Below are 18,804 nucleotides of genomic sequence, written 5' to 3' on the forward strand. Positions count from 1 at the left end.
TTAATAGATCGCAAGTGCGATGGCGAACGCGAAGAATCCAATCGCAAACAGCATGACAATGAAGTTTCCGGTCCCGGACGTTTCCAGCACGGCGAGTGCTGGTTGCTCTGGGTTGTAAAAGACATCCACTTCAGATTCGACTGGATATTTCAGGACAAGGCGATTCATCCATCCGAACGGGGCATAGGAGCCCGCACGTCCTCCTGTGCGATCAATAATGTTGACCCCTTCCTCGCGATGAGAGGAACGAATCGCACCGGTCATCCCGCTCCCAAAGTTGATTCGGTCCCCCTGGTATCGTCTTCCGTCAACCTGATATTCGTATTCCACCCGGGGGCGAAATCGAATCGGTTTGATCGAACCGTTTCCTCTGCCAAGCTCCCGGAAGGCTTCAATGCCGGAACTCAGAATCTTCCCTTTGACAGAAGGCCATCTGCGCGAGCGGGTGTGTTCAATCTGCAAGGCTGCGTAGAGCCACAGAAGAAAAACGCCCGCAGCGGCACTGAGTACGACCAGCCAGCCTCGTTCGGGATGTGGCAACTCTGGAGCGATTCGAGACTCGGCGTAATTCAGCATCCACGGGACACCATATGCGATCGCAAGGATGAACAGGATGAGCCCGACGACTCCGTAGCCAAGCCCCGCTGGCCAATCCCGTTCAAGAACTGCTTCCTTCAGATTCGCAGGGTTGTAGTAGACGGTGACGGGGGTACCGACCGGGTAGCGTTCGAGGACGGTCTCCACTTCAGCGTCCGGGACGTGAGGGGTGACGTTGACGGTATTTCCTCGGTGGACGATGCCGTCCACTTCGTACTCATAGACGACGTTCGGGAAATTCCCTGTCCGTTTGTCGGATGGTCCGCGACGATTCTTCAGTCGTCGATTGATGACGTTGGACTGAGTCACTTTCCCTTGAGTGGGGATCCAGTTCCGCGCACGCCAAACTTCCCATGCTTTAATGGCTGTGACCAAGATCACGACGCCAATCATGAACACACCAAATAAGAGACCTGCGTTCCAAAAGAGATCTGCTTTCAATGAAGTGCCCCCGAATTCCAGTGAAGGAATGCATTGCCATGAGCGATGTCAACGCGTCTCGATCAGAATAAACACGTGATTATATAAAACGGAGTGGTGTTATTTTCAACGAGTCGTGAGGTGTGCGGCTATCTCGGGGGGGCAATGGACAGGTGGATGTGGCCGTAACAGGAAGACGTGATCTCGTTGAAAACAAAAAAGGCTCTGATCGATTTCGACCAGAGCCTTTCAAATTCGTCAGGCAGCCACCCCCCAGTGTCACCTGACGAAACGCTTGTTTGCACTTCAGTGGGGGAGCGATAGCTTTAGTTGATGTCGTTCTGTCCGGCACAGAAGTCGACTTCATCATAGAATCGGCTTCCAGCGGTTTGGCCAGCGTGCCCGTTATGGCAGCGAGCTTTGAATCCCTGGTCCATGCTGGCGAATGCAGAGCCAACATCTTCGAGTTCGTTGTTGACGTTGAGAGCGACTTCGCCGAGTCCGACAATCAGCCCGAGGACCGCGATTGTGGCAATCAGTACAAGTTCGGCAGAGACAATGAAACCGGCTTCGTCGTTAATCAGTTGGTTCAGGCAAGCGTTCATGGCAAATGTGATTTCTTGAGTATTGATTTCAGGTCGAGGGTTCGCAGCACGCGATGAGAAGAAAAACGCTACTTGTTGAAATCCGTTTCAGTCTCGTGAGCCCCGTTGTGTTCCAATTTCGGGACGCCGGGTGATTCAGTCGATTAGTTGATGTCGTTCTGTCCGGCACAGAAGTCAACTTCGTCGTAGAATCGGCTTCCAGCTGTCTGGCCACCATGCCCGTTGTGGCAGCGGACTTTGAATCCCTGATCCATGCTGGCGAAGGCAGAGCCAACATCTTCGAGTTCGTTGTTGACGTTGAGAGCAACTTCGCTGAGTCCGACGATCAGTCCAAGGACCGCGATTGTCGAGATCAGAACGAGTTCTGCAGAAACGATGAATCCAGCTTCGTCATTCAGGAGAGCGTTGAGAGTTGTCATGTTGTTTTCTTTCAGTTGGGGGGTGTTGACTTTGATACTGAAAGACAAAGCAGGGGGTGTGCCAGAACTTTGAACAATGTGTAAATCGAGCGTGTCGGCTTTTACTATTTGTTTTCTAAGTGCTTGGTGCTTATCGTGTTGTGTGATGTAAAGAAAAGTTGTCGGTTTGCTTCGGGGGTTCATTGGGACTGGTTGTGATGTTGCTTTGCGGCAACGGGTGTCGTCGGGTTAGAAGTGACTTTATAAGCGGGTACTTCGCGTAAGTTGTTGTCGCGTCATATGCTGCGTGTGGTGTTGCTTGTGGGAAACGTTGGTGGCATTCGGCAGCAACGTTTCTGGCATTGCGAGAGGATGAGGAAATGAGAGTTCCAATTCGTGAACGACTTCAGCAGAGTCGACCTCTCATCCTCGATGGTGCGACAGGGACAGAGCTCACCCGTCGAGGGATTGACCTGAACGTTCCCTCGTGGACGGCGGGGGTCATCGTCGATCAGCCAGAGACGTTGTGGCGGGTTCATCGCGATTATGCCGATGCGGGAGCCGACATGATCACAGCGAATACTTTTCGCACCCACGAACGGAATGTGCGACTGCTGAACCGTGATGTTTCTGGAGAAGAACTGACACGTTTGGCAGTGCAAATTGCGAGAGACGCATCTGGAGAGGATCGGTATGTCGCGGGGTCGGTTGCACCGCTGGGAGATTGCTATTCACCACAGATGGTCCCGAAGGCTGAAGCACTTGAACGCGAACATTCAGTGATGGTGGATTGCCTGGCAGATGCCGGAGTTGACTTCATTTTAATTGAAACTCAGCTCACGATTTGTGAGGCTCTCGCCGCTGCTCGTGCAGCGGCGAGCACAGGCGTTCCGTTTGGAGTCAGCTTTGTGTGTAACTCGGCAGGGCAACTCCTTTCAGGGGAACCGCTGCTCGCTGCTTACGATGCGATTCTCCCATTATCACCGGACCTTTTCATGGTGAATTGCGTTCCAGCGGAAGACGTTCTCACCCTTCTTGCCCCGGTTCTCAACGAGTCAGTGCGAATTTCATTAGGAGCGTACGGAAATACCGGAAGGCTATTGACAAACGGGAGTTGGGAATCAACTCAAGGCGTTTTTTCGGCAGTTTACGCCGAAATTGCGATGCACTGGATTGACGTTGGATTGAAGTTGATTGGTGGGTGCTGTGGCACTACACCGGATCACATATCTGCAATTTATGAAAAGATTTACAGAGCGCGATGAGCTTGTGCTGTTGCCGCTGCTGAGGCATCCCACGAAAGAATTTTCCGAGATTCCTTCGAGACTCCCTCTTCCCGCAGTTTGAACCTTGAATTAGGTTCCGACGATCTACCCTTCCCCCCATCCCATCAGTTCCTCCAACCGTGATGAGTTTCCTCGCGAAGCTCGAACGGTTTCCCTTCCTTGCCGCATGCCGGTTCAGTCCACGCAGTTTCGAACATGAATCGTCGACCATCGAGTTCACGCGTTTCCGACACGTCACTGCATCGACTACCGCAGCGGGGTTCCACTCCTCGTTTTCCGCAACATCCGCCTCTCGATGAGGGCCATGACATGATTTTTGCTTCGGACAATCAAAAAGCGGGACTTCCCATGCCTGTGAGGCGTCCGTTACCCAGAACTCGTGGTTCTCTGTTGGAAACTCGAAAGTCCTCTTTCATGATCATTGTGAAACGCTGGTCTCGGAGTCTGGCAGCTTGCCTGGCGGTATCTGGTATCTGGGGATTTGAGCAAACGCTTTCGGCACAGGAACCTGCTCCGGCAGAGTCTAGTGCTAGTGGTGCCGAGCAATACACGTTGTTCAACAACCAGTTTTCTGGATCTGCTTCCTATCCAGAGAATGGGAACAACGGCATGTTTGGCTATTCCAACTATGCCGATGAACCGCCGGCAGTCGGTGGCTTCGGTGTGAAAGGGCGATTTGCTGCCCAAGCTGGAACAACAGTCGGACAAAGCCAGCCTATTCAGAGTTTCGACCTCTCCCCTTACATCTTCGTCGATGATCTCTACCTGTTCGGGGAAGGCCGAATCATGGTCGGGAACGATGGGAAGACCGGCGGCTCTCTTGGAGCAGGGGCCCGCTACTACATGCCGCGATTGAATTCGATTATCGGCGGTAGCGGCTGGCTCGATATCGACAACACCCGCGGAAAGACATTCCATCAGTGGGGCATCGGTGGGGAGTTGTTGAGCGAGTTCCTCGACATTCGTGGAAACATGTATGTTCCGTACGGTGAAACCACAAAGATCCTCAGTCAGAGATTTGAGCAGGGATCACAACAGTTCTCGGATCGTCCACTCGGTGACGTTGGACCCGGTGAAGCTCAAGGAACCTATCTCTCGTTCCAGCGAAGAATCTTCGCAGCGACCGCTCTCGAAGGGTTCGACACACTCTTCACGATTCCGCTACCTGGTGATTTTGCACAGTCGATCAACCTTGAAGCCTCTGCAGGTTTCTACGGGTATAAGGCCAAAGACGGCACAATTGATGAAACATATGGATGGCGAGCGCGTTTCGACATCGATCTGTTTGAACGGCTGTCACACATGTTCCTTGAGGTGAATGATGACAAGACCTTCAAGACGACAGTCGCCTTCGTCGCAGATATCAACTACTGGGGCAAGCTGGAACATCGTCCGCGGATCGGTCACAGCCAGTACAACCGATTGGCTGAATGGGTCAGAAGAAATCGTACCGTCGTAGCGAAAGAGACCAGCGCTCTGTCTGCTCGCGAGTTCGCCGTGAATCCGGAGACTGGCAACCGCTATGTCATTTATCAGGTCGATACGACAAATGTTGGCGGGACAGATGGAACACTGGCTGATCCATTCCAGAGTCTTCAGGCTGCCATTAACGCGACTGGAGCAAGTTCTTCCGACTTCATCCACTACGTACGTGGAAACAGTGTGATCAATGAGCAGATCAACTTGAATCGCGATGGAATTCGGGTGATCGGAGAGCAGGCGAATCCAAATGTCTCGATTCCGATCGTTGGTCTGCCGGGTGGTGCCTTCCTGCCGACTGTGACAGCGACTCCATTCAATACACCTCTGATTCAGGGTGTCGCGGGCAACGCGGTGACAATCTCAGCGAATAATACCACGTTCGCCGGGTTCAATGTTCAAGGAACAACAGGCGGGAACGGACTCACGATCTCTCCCGGAGCCACGAACGGAACAATCCAGGACGTCAGGATTTCGGACGTCAGCGGCGGAAATGGTGTGGATCTGAACGGAGCACTGGGAACCTTCACGTTCTCAGATGTCTCAATTCAGAACATTGAAGGGAACGCACTGAATGTGACTGGCGGAAGTGCGAACGTCACATTCGTCGGTGGATCGTCACTCGATAACACATCAAATACTCATGCCTCACACGGCTACGCTGTTAACGTTGAAGATACGAATGGCGGAAATATCAACCTCAGTGCGTTGAACGTCAGCGACACTGGTGGTCAGGGGATCCGAGTCTCTGGGTCTGCTCCGGGAGCATCACGTGCGAACGTGACCTTTGGAGCAACAACTCTGACCAACACTGTTGTTCCGGCTCCTGTCGGTACAGAAATCGAAACCGGTGCAGTCTATATTCGAAATCATAGCGGAGCGGTGACGTTCCTCGATGCACTGAATATCAACGGAATTGACGCTGTGCTCGGAGGCGACGCGATTGTCGTCGAACGACTGCAGTCTGCCGGAAGTGTACTGTTCCAGGGCGACGTGAATATCTCAGGTCGTCGTGGGCACGGCGTCTATGTTGTGGACTCAGCGGACGGTGGTACCGGGGCACTTGCAACAAATCTTGTGAACTTCCGAGGAAATGTGAATATCAACGGGCTGGGAGCCGGCCATGCAGGGACGGAATCTGCAGTGCTGTTCCAGTCGAACTCTGGCGGACTCGCATTCTCCAATGCACTCAACATCAACGGGGGATTGGGTGACGGTGTCGAGATTACTTCAGGTCTGGCCGCTCCGGTTGGAACTGATATTGCTCAAGTGACACTGACAAATGCAGTCATCAACGGGATTAGCAATGGAACCTCATTGAACATTCACGACGTGACCAAAGCGGGCTTCCGCGTGGTGACAGCAGGTGTGAACATCAGCAATCGAGGATCGGCAGGGTCAGTCGGGACAGATGGTGCGGGTATTCGAATCTTCGATTACGCTGGCCAGGCTGCTTTTGCTGGAACGACCGTCGTGAACAATCAGCTCGGCTCGTTCGCGAACGGGGTTGATATCCAGGACAATGCAGCGACTGCTGCCATCGGATTTGTCGGGTTGAACGTGAATAACCAGTTAGGAGCTGGGTCATTCGGTGTTCGCGTCAATAATAATCTGAATGCAACATCCGGTGTCTCCTTCAATACATTGAACGTTTCCAGTACCGATGCTGTTGGTGTCTCGTTCACCGACAACGCGTTTGTGGCTGTCAACAACGGTACATTGGATTCAACGGGTGCTCGAGCCATCGAGGCGTTTACAACAGCCTTGGCGACGACCGCTCAGCGACACAACATCGCTCTGACTTCCATCTCCGCCACAGGTTCAGACTTCGGTATCTTTGTGGACAACAGCGTCGGAGCGTTCCGGGTTACAGGATTGAACTCGGTTGCCGGCAGCGGTGGAACGATTTCCGGAATGTCAGGCGCTGGTGCATTCTTCCAGGATACGAATCTGGCGAATCTGGCGTTCATCAATATGACCGGAAACGAACGTGGTGTTGAAGCCCAACGGCTCTTCACCCGCTCCGGGGCGACAACCGGATTGGTCTTGAATGGAGTCGGGATTAGTGACTCGAATTCCGAGGGAGTATTTGCTCAGAACGTGAACAATGTCAGAATCAGCAACTCAACATTGTCTGGAAATGGCATCGGAGCGAATGAAGAGCAGATCGATCTGGTCGCTACTGTCAGTGATCGTGATACCGATGGAAATGGTTCACTTGACCGACTCGCGTATAACTTCGAGATCTCGAATAACAACATCACCGATGGGACAACTGCTGCGACTGCGGATATGATCAATATTCGCACCGGTCCAGGATTGGTGAACCCGGTCGCCTTGACTCTGGACTTCCTGAACAATGGTCCTGCTGGTGTCGCTTCAAGTCCTAACACCGTGGTTTCCAGCCGTACAAACGGCGGGGCTGCTTTGAATGTGAACTGGCAAGGTGCGACAACTGCTAACATCACTGGAAACCAGTTTGTATTGCAGGGTGGACTTGGTCAAATTGGGGTCGATCTGGCCATCAATGGAACTTCGACCATCAATTACACCGGGAACTCAATGAGTGCAGCGGGTGCCACGGCGACAGGAATTCGGGCCAATATGAGTCAGGCATCGACCTTCAATGTCAGTGGAAACAGGTCACTGAATGCTTTGAATCAACCGATCGCAGGAAGCGGTTTTGCATTCGCGGGAGCTCAGTCTACCGGACTTGATCTCACCTTCCTTTCCTCCGGAAATCGAATCACGATTAACAACAACCTGATGGAGTTCTCCGGGCTTGGAAGTCGAGCGATCGTCTTTCCTCGAATCGTAGGCACCGGTGGAGCGACAACTGTCGGAATCGGTGGAAACACGATCACCCGAACTGTGAATATCGACGATGCGATTACAGAGCACGGGATTCTGTTCCAGGTGGTTCAGGGGTCAATTCTCCTGAGCAGCTCAGCTGGCAACAACGAGATTTACTCAAATGGAAATCTCCTGACCGATTTTGTGCCGTTCTTCTACAACTTCGAAATGCCAGGCGGTTCCTCAGGCGGAACTGTGATCCAAGTAAACGGATTCAACTATCCGTAAGGACTCTATAGCTTTGGATGCGGGTTGAATTGGCCTGAGAGAAGCAACTTTGATTATTCGGTGTGACTGAATAACAGAGGGTTTCTCTCAGGCCGATTCCCTTTTCAGGGGGCTCGATGTTCCTAACGACCTCAGCATTCTTTTGACCTGGCTGTCACTGTCCCGAAGATCGACGAAAAGTATCCAGAGAACACGTCTTGTGTAAATCGCCTGAGATGTCGTAAAAGAGGGAGTCAGTCGACGACTCAGAGGGAACTACGTTCATGGATGAACATAAGAAAGTAAAAACGGGGAAGATTGCGCAGCTACTCTTTGCCGCAATCGCCATGACTCCGTTATTTCTGGCACTCCTTGGAACCTCGTCTGTTCCAGTTGGCCGACCGCTCGAACGTACAAAGGAACTTCCGGCGCTCGCTTTTCGTCAGTACTCGGTCAACATGCGAGAACAGCAGGCTACTGCACGCATTGTGGCGCCATTCGCATTCTGGAATCGCAGTGAAAAGCCTCTCGAAATCACCAAGCTGGAACCGAGTTGCGGTTGCTTGGGACCGAAGCTTTTAGGGAACCGTAAAGAGTATCCGCCAAAGGCGCAGGGAATTTTCGAAGTCCAGGTTGAGACCGCGAATGAAACTCCGGGCTCACATCTGTACTCCGTAAAAGTTCACTACCGAGTGGACGGGCAGAATTTTGAAGAGATCGTGACGTTTCGATGTCAGATTCCGGAGCGGACGGTCAGCTTGAATCCGCCGGAGCTGTACTTCTATCAGCTTTCGGATCTTGCAATGTCAGGCGAGGTTCAGGTTAAGGATCATCGTGACAAGCAATTAACTATTCAAAATGCTACGACGTCGAGCCCCTACCTCAAAGTCAGCGTCGGGGATCGCAAACATGATGAAGATGGGACAACTTCCACACCCGTTCAGGTCGAGGTAACGGGGGCTATTCCGGCAGGATCCCACCCGACGTTCGTTCAGATTCACACCAACGACGAAGATTTTCCGCTGCTGAGGGTTCCTGTCTTCTTACAGGGGAAGCCGAAAATCTCCGGTCTCACTTCAGAGACTGCGATCGATCAGAAAGCAGGGGAACGGAGGAACATCGAATCGTCCGCGTCCTCGGAGCAGCCATGAACGCGATCGCGGCTCAACAGAATGGAACGCTCGGGGCTAAGGCTCGTGCTGCCATCGGCCGACAGAGTCGTTGGGCGCTGTGCGTAAAATTGTTGGGGTCACAGCCTTTAGGTAAACTGGAAACTCAGTCAACCAGAAGAGTTACCACGTCGTTTCAGTATCGCCGGGCTCAGATTCCCCAAGCTGCGCGCGGAGTTCATCTCGCTCTGCTCGAGTTACTTCGAGGTCGAACATCAGGTATTTCACATCGAGTCGCAATTGAGAAAGTGCTTCCTGCACAAGGTTTAGGATGCGTCGACGACGTCGTACGCAGTCGACAACCTGTGCGTACGGCTGCTCGAGAGACTGATACTGCTCCTCAGGGAGGGCTGCGATTCGTTTGCCCAGTTCTACCAATTCTCGTGGGAGTTCATCCGAAGAAGAATCAGGGATTCGAAGGGCATTCTGCATGACAATTACCTTGAGCCGGCGTAAGGCATGAAATCCTATGAAGTTAGGTTTGCCTGAATCTCCGGATGGCGTAATGTGTTTGACTCATGAAGCGATTTTTGACCACAGCAGCTGAATTTGTGTATGTTGCCAAATCGCCACAGGTGATCGCAAGTGACTTTAGGAAATGTTGTGAAATCGTGGGGTTGCTTTTGAAATTGGGTCCGGTTGTAGCGAGTTGGGCCGTTGCAGAGTGATCTACGACAGGTTTGATGTCATGAAGTTTCAATTGAAGCGTGGATTTTACGGTTTTGTGGCTGTGGTGACGTTTTTCAACGTCGCTGTTGCCCAACTGTCACCTCAATTGTTGCAACATGGTTTCGAAGACGAACATCTGATCGCAGTCGTTGCGAGTCAAAATCTGACGCAAATTCAGACCAAGCATCTATCTACGCAGACAGATCCACATTCTGGAGAAAAAGCCGAGCAGTTCGTTTTTCAATCTCGGGCATTGCTTCCGGATGAGAGCCGCGTGGTGATTGCACTCCCTCAATCGCGAGTTTTTGGAGAGCTCCGCTGTGGGATCTGGGTGAAGGCAAACTGCCCTAACCTCAGGTTGGGAATGAGGATTAAGTATCCTCGGCAATTGGATCCTCGCACGAACCAGCCATTGGAACTGGACGTCTTCGGTGACCCGTATTCCACCCCCGGGAAGTGGCAACAGCTAGTTTGCCAGGCTTCTGATGACCTGATCCAGAAGCGACTCGTTCGCGTTCGCAGCCAGTTGTCTGACGGGTTGAGAACGGTGACGATCGATGAACGGGAATCGTATGTCGACCAACTCATCCTGCAGTTTCAAGTGCCTGTGGGGCAATCCTATGTGACGATGGACGACCTTGAATTTGGCCCAATCGTACGGCCTAATCAGGTTGTTGGGGAGTCTGCTGATCAGAAGAAGCTCGAATCGATCCTGACGATCGAGAATGATCGGATCCGAAAGAATGGAGAGCCGTTCTTTCCGATTATGACGCTGTACCATGCGGAGCCGTTGGATTTGATTGCAAAGACCGGCGCCAACATGCTTTGGATCAGGAATTACGACGACCAACCACTGCTGGCAGCGTTGGCGGACTTACAGATCGGCGCTGTCGCGTCGCCGCCTCAGCCCGAGCCGACAGAAGCGATTCTGGGACGCACAGGGATTCCTGCGATGCCGGAATGGACCGCTCCGATCTGGGCGTGGATGTTAGGGATCAATCTTCCGGCCGGGGATCGCCCCTTCATCTCTGCCTGGGCCAATCAGGTGCGATCAGCAGATCGTGACATCCACCGACCGATTATCGCGGATGTCGCAGGCGATGAACGAGATTACCATCGGCAGACAGATCTCATTTCGATCAGCCAGCTTCAGATTCATTCTTCACATTCCAGCTTGAATCACTTCGAGGATCTGCGCGGGAAGCGAGCTTTCGCACTCCCCGGGAAGCAAATGATGACGTTTCTGCAGTCTGAGGCGTCAGGACCGATGCTGGATTATCTGGGAGACCGGACGAATGTCCCGATTGTCGAGCCGGAACAGATTCTTCATCAGGGATTCGAGGCGATTGCCGCTGGGTTCAAAGGGGTTGGATTCTGGAAGCAAATCCCCTTTGGAACGGATGTTCCGGGTCTGCAGGAGCGATTGCACGCCATGCGGATCTTTGCCATACAGGTCAAGTTGCTTGAGCCATTCGTCGCGACCAGCCGAATCATCGATGAGCGACCTGTTCAGATCGAGCAATCTCGACCAACTGGAAAGCGATCCGGATTCGCATCGACACCACTGGCGAGTCGTTGGGATCGGCAGGTGACAGCTGACGGGACACTCGGTTTGGCTGCCGGTGAGAAGCCTGAGATTCGAGCCACTGTCTTTCATACCGACAAGGGGCTGTTGATTCTGTTGGTTTGGCATGAAGATGGGGCACAATGTGTTCCCGGGCCGCAGACCGCGACGAACGTGCGTGTTCTTGTTCGCGAGATCGGTGATGTTGCGACAGCGTGGGAAGTCACGCCGACGAGCGTAGGGCAATCGAACCTTTCCATGGAACGAATTTCCGGTGGCACTGAACTCACGCTACGAGAGTTTGATCAATACGCTGCGATCGTGGTGACGGGAACGGCTGAAGAAGCAGAGTCCTTGCAACGTTTGGCCCGCTCAATGCGGCGCGATGCTGCTGAAGCCTATCTTCAGCTCACTGAATCGAAGTTGTCACGAGTGCGACAGATCCAATCTGAGCTTGAGCAAGTTGGCTCTCCTCCGGTTCCGCATGCTCACTCGTTTTTGAATGCTGCCAGCCAATTTCTGCAGGAAGCCAGAAAGAACTTCGATACCAACCGTCCCGACGAAGCTCGCGTCTCCTGTGAAAAGGCACTTCAACAATTACGGACGCTGCAGCGAGCGCATTGGGATTTGGCGGTCGCACCGCTGACCGCTCCGACGACGACAATGGAAGCAACCAACTTTCAGACGCTTCCTGACCATTGGCGGCTGATGTCGTCGCTTTCCAAATCGCAAGGGTTCAGTGAGAACCTATTGCCTTCCGGGAATTTTGAGAGCGAATATGCTCTCTCGCCCTCGCCCTCAATTGGGGCTATCGAGTCATGGTCTGCGGCAGGGCAAGAGAGTCCGCATACTTCATTGAGGCTGATCAGCAGCGGGGCCAATGGAAACACACATCTCTCGATGATCGTTAAACCGGATGCTCCGCCAAAGCAGCGGGCTGTATTGGTAAGTCCTGAAACTCAGGTTCACGCTGGCGACGTGATTATGATCACCGGACAGATACGCATCCCTCATCCTCTGAAAGGGGCGAACCATCAGGTCGAAATCTTTGACACGATTGTCGGCCGTGAAGGAGCACTCTGCATCAAAGAGAAGTCTGAGGTTTGGAAGCCGTTTCGACTCGTTCGTCAGGTCGAATCCGACGGAGTGTTCCGTGTCCGATTCGAATTACTTGGACCCGGGATCGTTGATGTCGACAACGTGGAGATCCGTGTCAAATCGACTTCCGGATCGGCTCGAGCGAGCCGATGACACCTCCCTGCCGCTACAGGCAGGTGTCCTGCGATCCGGCCACTTGATCGATTCAGTCCTGAGCAATTGATGCCGACACGTGAGGGCTGTGTCGCAGTCGACTGTGGCGAATTCCGTAGACGAGATAAATCGTAATTCCGATGATCAGCCAGATGACCAGTCGTGACCACGTTTGAACTGGCAGGCATAGCATCAACATGACATTGATCGCGATTCCCAGCGGAGCCACTACAAACAACAGCGGGGCTTTGAATGGACGGTCTGCATCAGGGTGACGAACTCGAAGAATCATCGCTGCAGCGCAAACGATGGCGAAGGCCATCAACGTACCGATGCTGACCATCTCTTCCAGCAGGCGAATAGGGAGAAAGCCTGCCACGAGAGCGACGACGGTCCCGGTGAGAATGGTTGAACGGTGCGGTGTTTTGAATTTGGGATGGCAGTCAGCAAAGAACTTCTCCGGCAAGAGGCCATCGCGTGCCATCGCCATGAAAATACGGGTCTGACTGAGAAGCATTACGAGCATCACACTGGTTAATCCTGTGACAGCCCCGACAGCGATGGCGCCTGCTGAATAATTCAGAAAGATGTTCTGGTCGATTTCGGCCTTTCGGCTGAATGCGGCAGCGAGTGCCGCGCGGGTGTCGATTTCGTTGTACGGGACCATAGCGGTAATCACGCCAGCGACTGCCATGTACATCAGCGTGCAAACAATCAGTGACAGAACGATTGCCAAAGGAACATCGCGGGTTGGGTTTCGGGCTTCTTCTGCGTGTGTGGAAATCGAGTCAAATCCGATATACGAGAAGAAGACTAATGACGCCCCAATCAGCATTCCTGAGATTCCATAGGGAAGCCAATTGCTGCGGAGTTTGTTGTCGATTGGTTCGAGCCAGCTTCTTACCCCAATCACTTCCAGTAATCCCCATTTGTGGCCGGGGCTTTGCAGCTTGAGCACTTTTTCCTGTTGGTCAGTCGGGAGAGCCTCGAACAGCTTGGGGTTCTCTTCAGCGAACATCTTTCCGGTTGTGTGTCCGGTAATCGTCTTCGGATCGTACTGGTCCGCCAGTTGTGGATTACGTTCGAGGAAGTCGGCGAGATTGACATCGCGACGTTTTTCTTTGGGCACGTTCGTCCAGTTTGAAGTGTCGATGTAAAGGGCTCCCAGCCCAACGACGAAGAGGACGACCGTCACTTTGATGACGACAAACAGAGTGTTCATCGCAGCACTGTGCCGGATACCGCGAACAAGAACGACGGATAAGGCTGCGATGACCAGAATCGCAGGAAGATTGAACAGGGCATAGGTGTCGACACCGTCAACTGAGACTTTGGTGAACGGGTCCGCAGTCAGCCTCGCCGGGATCGTGATATTAAATAACGATTTCAGTGCCACATTGAGATAATTGGCCCAATGCGAGGCCACCACGCTGCACGCCATCGAATATTCGAGGATGAGATCCCAACCGATGATCCATGCGATGAATTCTCCCATCGTCGCATAGGCGTAGGTGTAAGCACTCCCTGCGACCGGAACCATGGCTGCAATTTCAGAGTAACACAGCGCAGCGAGAAGACAGGCAATCCCGGCGACGGCGAAGGAGAGCATTACTGCTGGTCCAGCATCTTCCGCAGCGACACGACCTGTGATCGAGAAAATTCCTGCGCCAATAATTGCTCCTACTCCAAGAGAGGTTAGAGCGACAGGTCCGAGCACCCGATGCAGGCGGGATTCGTCGCGTGCTTCAGCCTGTAATGCACTGACGGATTTGCGCTCAAAAAGTTGTTTCAAAGCCATTTTGATCGTTTTTCTTTGAGTGAAGAATTGCGCAATGCAAAGCAGATCAAGATTGTGGAGAAATCGCAAGACAAATCAGGTGTTGAGTTACGGCACAATGTGATTTTCGCTTAAGACTCGCGAACTTTCGTGCAGGCTTCCTGATGCCTGCGTGGTTGCTGGACTCAGAATGTCTTTGGATGCGATGATATGGCGCAAGAATTCGTCATCGCCTAGGTCTTGGGAGCAGATTGTTGAGCCGCGTTCGTCCACTGGTTGTCGTCAATGCTGTTGGATTGACTCGTCGGATTCTTTCTATGATGCCGAAAACGTCAGCGAGATTTCCGCTGTCGCAAGTGGCTTGTCTGAAGCCGGTTCTTCCGGCCGTCACGATGACTGCACAGGCCAGTATTCTGACAGGGAGAAAGCCCGGGGATGAACTGATCGCTGGCGAGGTCCGACCGGGCCATGGAGTCGTCGCAAACGGCTGGCTGTTTCGGGAGACGATGGAAGTCCGGTTCTGGCAACAGTCGAATCGACTGATTCAGGGAGAGCCGTTGTATGCAGAATTGAAACGGCAATATCGGGACGCGGGGCAGGAGTTCCGGGTCGCTAAACTCTTCTGGTGGTTTAATCAGGGGGCAGATGTCGACCTGGCTGTCACGCCGAAACCTCACTACGGTTCAGATGGGAGCAAGGCGTTTGACATCGACGTTGTCCCACGGGACGTGAAACCTCAATTCCGTTCTCTAGGGGCATTTCCGTTCTCGGCTTTCTGGGGGCCGATGTCTGGAGTCGCATCTTCGGACTGGATCGCGACCATGGCGGCACAGGTCATTGAGCAGGGGAGTTTGCTTCTCGACTCGAAGCAATCTCGCGAACCGTTCGATTTGACTCTCGTCTACATTCCACATCTCGACTACGACCCACAGAGATATGGTCCTTCAGGTTGTGACCTGCAACGGTGTGCGACCGAGATGGATGAAGTACTGGAGAAAATCTATCGCGCTGCCGATGCTTCAGGAGCGGAAGTTTGGTTGGTAAGCGAGTACGGGCACGTTGACGTTGATGAACCCGTGTTCGTGAATCGCTGGCTCCGTGAACGCAAATTGCTTGAAGTGCGTGATGGACCATTTGGTGAAACGCTCGATACCTTTACGAGTCGAGCATTTGCTGTTGTGGATCATCAATTGGCTCATGTCTACGTTCGTGATCCTTCTGACGTTGCACCGTTGGCGAGTGAGTTGGCCAAACTTTCCGGAGTCGCAGAGGTGTTAACCGGAGATTCCCGGGCTCAGGCGGGTCTCGATCATGAACGCTCCGGGGAAATTGTTCTGATTTCCAATCAGAATGCCTGGTTTGCTTATCCATACTGGATCGATGAAAAGCGGGCTCCGGACTTTGCCGGGTCCGTGGATATTCATCGCAAGCCCGGGTTCGATCCATGTGAAATGTTCTTTAACGAGAAGCTATTGTGGCCGAAGGGAAAGGCTGCTTTGCGTCTGCTTCAGAAAACGCTTGGCTTTCGGACGCGGTTTGATGTCATCTCGTTGGACAATCACCTTGTGAAGGGGAGTCATGGCGCGATTCCCGAGAGTCGTGACGACCTTCCGGTTTTGGCAACACCTCAACCGCTCGGAGAAGTGGCACCAACCGAGTTGACCGACGTGCATCGCTTGCTGTTGGATCGACTGAGAGTGCGGAAAGTGAACGGGTGATTCAATAGAAATTCGCTGAGAAGTGTTGGATGTGCCCAGTGCACCGATGCTTGATGAATTTTGAGTGAAGTTCCGGAGAAATGCTGATCAGGCTGTTGCTTGAACTGTTTTGTGAGAGCGTAATTCCTCGCTAGCATGGCGCGACAGTCGCTTGTTCATTGGACTGGAACTCGAAGCGTTTCGTTCGCCCATCATGGTCGCCGGTTGGCGATACTGTTCGCTGGTTCTGACTTAGGCCGGCGTTGGTGATGAATCTGAGAACACTCAAGACAAGGCTCTCATCGAATATGAAACATCTGCTCATGCTGCTCGCGTTGATGGGGAGTTCAGCTTCATTGGCGTTCGCAGATCATCAAGTTTTTGCCCATCGTGGTGCCAGCGGATATCTTCCAGAGCACAGCCTTCCAGCTAAGGCGATGGCATATGCTCAGGGGGCGGATTTTCTGGAACAGGATGTGGTGCTGACAAAAGATCTCGTCCCCATTGTGCTACACGATATTCATCTCGACACAATTACCGATGTCGCGACGCGATTCCCGGAAAGGAAACGCGAAGATGGGCGATTCTATGCCATTGATTTTACGCTCGCTGAAGTTCGGGAATTGAACGCGACGCAGCGGTTTCACGTCAAAACCGGAGAAGCCGTCCTCCCCAATCGATTCCCAGTCGATGGGTATACTTACAAGCTCCATACGCTCGAAGAAGAGATTCAGTTTATTCAGGGGCTTAATCACAGTACCGGCAGGAACGTCGGCTTGTTTACCGAAATCAAGCAGCCAACGTTTCACAGTCGGAATGGAGCAGATATCCCCAAAGTTGTCTCCGAAGTACTGGCGCGCCACGGATACGGCAAAAGCAAGAACGATGCTTGCTGGGTGCAATGCTTTGAGGAGTCCACTTTGCGTCGATTCCGAAATGACTTTCATTGGAATGGACGTCTGATGATGATTCTGTCAGGGAAAGATCGAGGCGCTGACGGGTCTGATTACAACTACTTATCGACTCCAGAAGGCCTTAACGAATTGGCCATGTTTGTCGACGGGGTTTTTCCAAATTCTGGTCGCGTCGTGAAGTTTGACGACAGCGGGAAGCCTGTGGCGAGCGACTTTGTCCGCCAAGCCAAGGCAGCAGGACTGCGGGTTATCTCTGGGGTGATTGATCGGGACGCACTTCCGAAAAACTGCAGGTCAGTAGGCGACCTGCACGAAGCCATGGTCGCGGTCGCAGGCGTCGACGACCTTTGTACTGATTTCCCGGACCTCACGGTGGAATGGCTGAAACGGAATGCCGAATGACCAGCGAGTCTTGGGGGGCCTGTCATGCAATGGATTCAAGTGACGGGCGCTTCATGTGATCGGTTGGCTCTACAGGACCGATACTTTTGGGGCAATTCTGAAAAGAGTGTCGTCGGCCGCTGACGCTCTGGATATCGGCGGGTATTTAGAACAAATAACTTCCGTCTGCTCGTGCACATAATTCCCCAAACGGTCAGGGCAAGAAAAAAGCCCGGCGTGATTTCTCAACGCCGGGCTTTTTGTTTTGCTTGCCGAAAAAATGACTTCGGCGAAAGCTCCTCGACCAGGGCTCGAACCTGGGACCTGCGGATTAACAGTCCGACGCTCTACCGACTGAGCTATCGAGGAATCTTGTGTGGCGGGTAGGTTAAGTCAAAGTTCCGCTGAGTTCAACCCTGAAAGTAGTTCTCTTTTTCACTTCTTAAGACGGCAAACGGGCGATTTTTCATAGTGGATGCGTGTTCACAGGTCTGTGTCCCCGAATTTGCAGGGATGATCGATCAAATACCGGGGAATTGAGCCCGTCTGTTGGAGTCGATGAACGATCGCCGCTGTTTCAGGCACAGTCCTCATCTACTAGAGTCAATACACGTTCCTGTTCGGAATTGAACAACTCGTGGACACTCTCTAGTGGATGTTGGTTCAGGTATTTTTTAACTAGCCCCTGCCTCAGAGGGGGGCGGCGGCGAATGCAGGCAAACTCTCGTTGAATTGGAGTGATTGGTACCGCTGGAATGCGACACTCTCGCGAGCGGTGATCTAGTTTTTCTGATTGGTAGCAGGCTCAAAAAACAAGCTCTCAATTGTTCTGTCGCAGCTTTGGGAAAGATGTGCTGCCATCGCTGCTTTGGCGCCTTCGATGTCACGGTCGACAATGGCATTTAAGAGATTGAGATGTTCGTGGAGGGTTCGCTGACTGAACTCTTCTGATTCCCTGACGATCATGCGGACGACATGGATGAGTCGGTCGTATCTTCCGAGTTCGATTTTCAATCGCGAATTCCCAGCGGCAGTTGCAATTTCCTGATGGGTCCGCTGGTCGAGAGATGCGATCAACATCGTTCGGTTTGGAATTTCAGCCTGTTCAATGAGATGTTGGGTTGGCTCGATCAGGGCAGCAATGGGGCCCAAATCGTCACATTCACACGCACACCGAGCGGATTCCACTTCGAGAAGCGACCGCAGATGATAGATCTCGCGGACTTCCCGAATTCCAAACGGTGCCACGACGGCTCCCCGGTTTGGATAGATTTCCACAACACCCAATCCAGCTAATTCCATGATTGCTTCGCGGACAGGAGTGCTGCTGACCCCGAACTGTGAAGCAAGCTGTAAGGTTTTGAGCCGAGATCCGGGGGTGATCTGCCCGCCAAAAATAGACATCAGCAGCTGGCTGAAGAGGTCCATTCGCAGCGATTGTGGGATGACTTTGGTAGCTGAGATCGAAGTAATCGGCCGCATGGTGTTTAGGTCTCTTCAGGTGAAAATGCTGATTGTATTTTATGTTAGGCGGTTT

The 18,804-nt window shown here is 52.7% G+C and carries 12 protein-coding genes and 1 tRNA gene; 6 read left to right on the forward strand and 7 right to left on the reverse strand.

The window, feature by feature from the left end:
• From SH668x_RS06685 to SH668x_RS06695, 3 genes are all read right to left on the reverse strand, one after another.
• Positions 1 to 990: a DUF3592 domain-containing protein gene (locus tag SH668x_RS06685; RefSeq protein WP_437187924.1), complete on the reverse strand. Its 990-nt coding sequence runs from the start codon at positions 988 to 990 to the stop codon at positions 1 to 3.
• A 353-nt stretch (positions 991 to 1,343) separates the two neighbouring features.
• Positions 1,344 to 1,622 (reverse strand): branched-chain amino acid aminotransferase, encoded by a 279-nt coding sequence (locus SH668x_RS06690; RefSeq protein WP_437187925.1) that lies wholly within the window; start codon positions 1,620 to 1,622, stop codon positions 1,344 to 1,346.
• Between the two features lie 143 nt (positions 1,623 to 1,765).
• The gene (locus SH668x_RS06695) at positions 1,766 to 2,041 is read right to left on the reverse strand and encodes a branched-chain amino acid aminotransferase (protein ID WP_437187926.1); all 276 of its coding nucleotides are present in this window, start codon (positions 2,039 to 2,041) and stop codon (positions 1,766 to 1,768) included.
• Positions 2,042 to 2,400: 359 nt separating this feature from the next.
• Here SH668x_RS06695 and SH668x_RS06700 point away from each other — a divergent pair, with 359 nt between their 5' ends.
• The 3 genes from SH668x_RS06700 (at position 2,401) to SH668x_RS06710 (ending at position 8,996) form a co-directional block, all read left to right on the forward strand.
• On the forward strand, positions 2,401 to 3,285 hold the full coding sequence (locus SH668x_RS06700; RefSeq protein WP_437187927.1) for a homocysteine S-methyltransferase family protein: 885 nt from the start codon (positions 2,401 to 2,403) through the stop codon (positions 3,283 to 3,285).
• A gap of 435 nt (positions 3,286 to 3,720) precedes the next feature.
• Entirely contained in the window at positions 3,721 to 7,866 is a 4,146-nt protein-coding gene (locus tag SH668x_RS06705) for an inverse autotransporter beta domain-containing protein (RefSeq protein WP_437187928.1), read from the forward strand.
• Between the two features lie 263 nt (positions 7,867 to 8,129).
• Positions 8,130 to 8,996 (forward strand): DUF1573 domain-containing protein, encoded by an 867-nt coding sequence (locus tag SH668x_RS06710; protein ID WP_437187929.1) that lies wholly within the window; start codon positions 8,130 to 8,132, stop codon positions 8,994 to 8,996.
• Between the two features lie 141 nt (positions 8,997 to 9,137).
• On the opposite strand, the gene SH668x_RS06715 is transcribed toward SH668x_RS06710, so the two are convergent.
• Entirely contained in the window at positions 9,138 to 9,446 is a 309-nt protein-coding gene (locus SH668x_RS06715) for a transcriptional regulator (RefSeq protein ID WP_437187930.1), read from the reverse strand.
• Positions 9,447 to 9,702: 256 nt separating this feature from the next.
• On the opposite strand from SH668x_RS06715, the gene SH668x_RS06720 reads away from it, so the two are divergent.
• Positions 9,703 to 12,498 carry a hypothetical protein gene (locus SH668x_RS06720; RefSeq protein ID WP_437187931.1) on the forward strand — a complete coding sequence of 932 codons (2,796 nt, stop codon included), beginning with the start codon at positions 9,703 to 9,705 and terminating at the stop codon, positions 12,496 to 12,498.
• A 52-nt stretch (positions 12,499 to 12,550) separates the two neighbouring features.
• Here SH668x_RS06720 and SH668x_RS06725 read toward each other — a convergent pair whose 3' ends face one another.
• Positions 12,551 to 14,296, reverse strand: coding sequence for an amino acid permease (locus tag SH668x_RS06725; protein ID WP_437187932.1), 1,746 nt, complete (start codon positions 14,294 to 14,296; stop codon positions 12,551 to 12,553).
• Positions 14,297 to 14,592: 296 nt separating this feature from the next.
• Here SH668x_RS06725 and SH668x_RS06730 point away from each other — a divergent pair, with 296 nt between their 5' ends.
• A complete protein-coding gene (locus SH668x_RS06730) occupies positions 14,593 to 15,993 on the forward strand; it encodes an alkaline phosphatase family protein (RefSeq protein ID WP_437187933.1) in 1,401 nt (466 codons plus the stop codon).
• A gap of 287 nt (positions 15,994 to 16,280) precedes the next feature.
• A complete protein-coding gene (gene glpQ, locus SH668x_RS06735) occupies positions 16,281 to 17,288 on the forward strand; it encodes a glycerophosphodiester phosphodiesterase (protein WP_437187934.1) in 1,008 nt (335 codons plus the stop codon).
• Between the two features lie 275 nt (positions 17,289 to 17,563).
• Here glpQ and SH668x_RS06740 read toward each other — a convergent pair.
• Positions 17,564 to 17,636, reverse strand: a tRNA-Asn gene (locus SH668x_RS06740).
• Between the two features lie 411 nt (positions 17,637 to 18,047).
• Positions 18,048 to 18,749 (reverse strand): GntR family transcriptional regulator, encoded by a 702-nt coding sequence (locus SH668x_RS06745; protein ID WP_437187935.1) that lies wholly within the window; start codon positions 18,747 to 18,749, stop codon positions 18,048 to 18,050.
• Between the last annotated feature and the right edge of the window lie 55 nt (positions 18,750 to 18,804).

This window comes from Planctomicrobium mucosum, from assembly GCF_051466335.1.
In the GTDB taxonomy this organism is placed as follows: domain Bacteria; phylum Planctomycetota; class Planctomycetia; order Planctomycetales; family Planctomycetaceae; genus Planctomicrobium.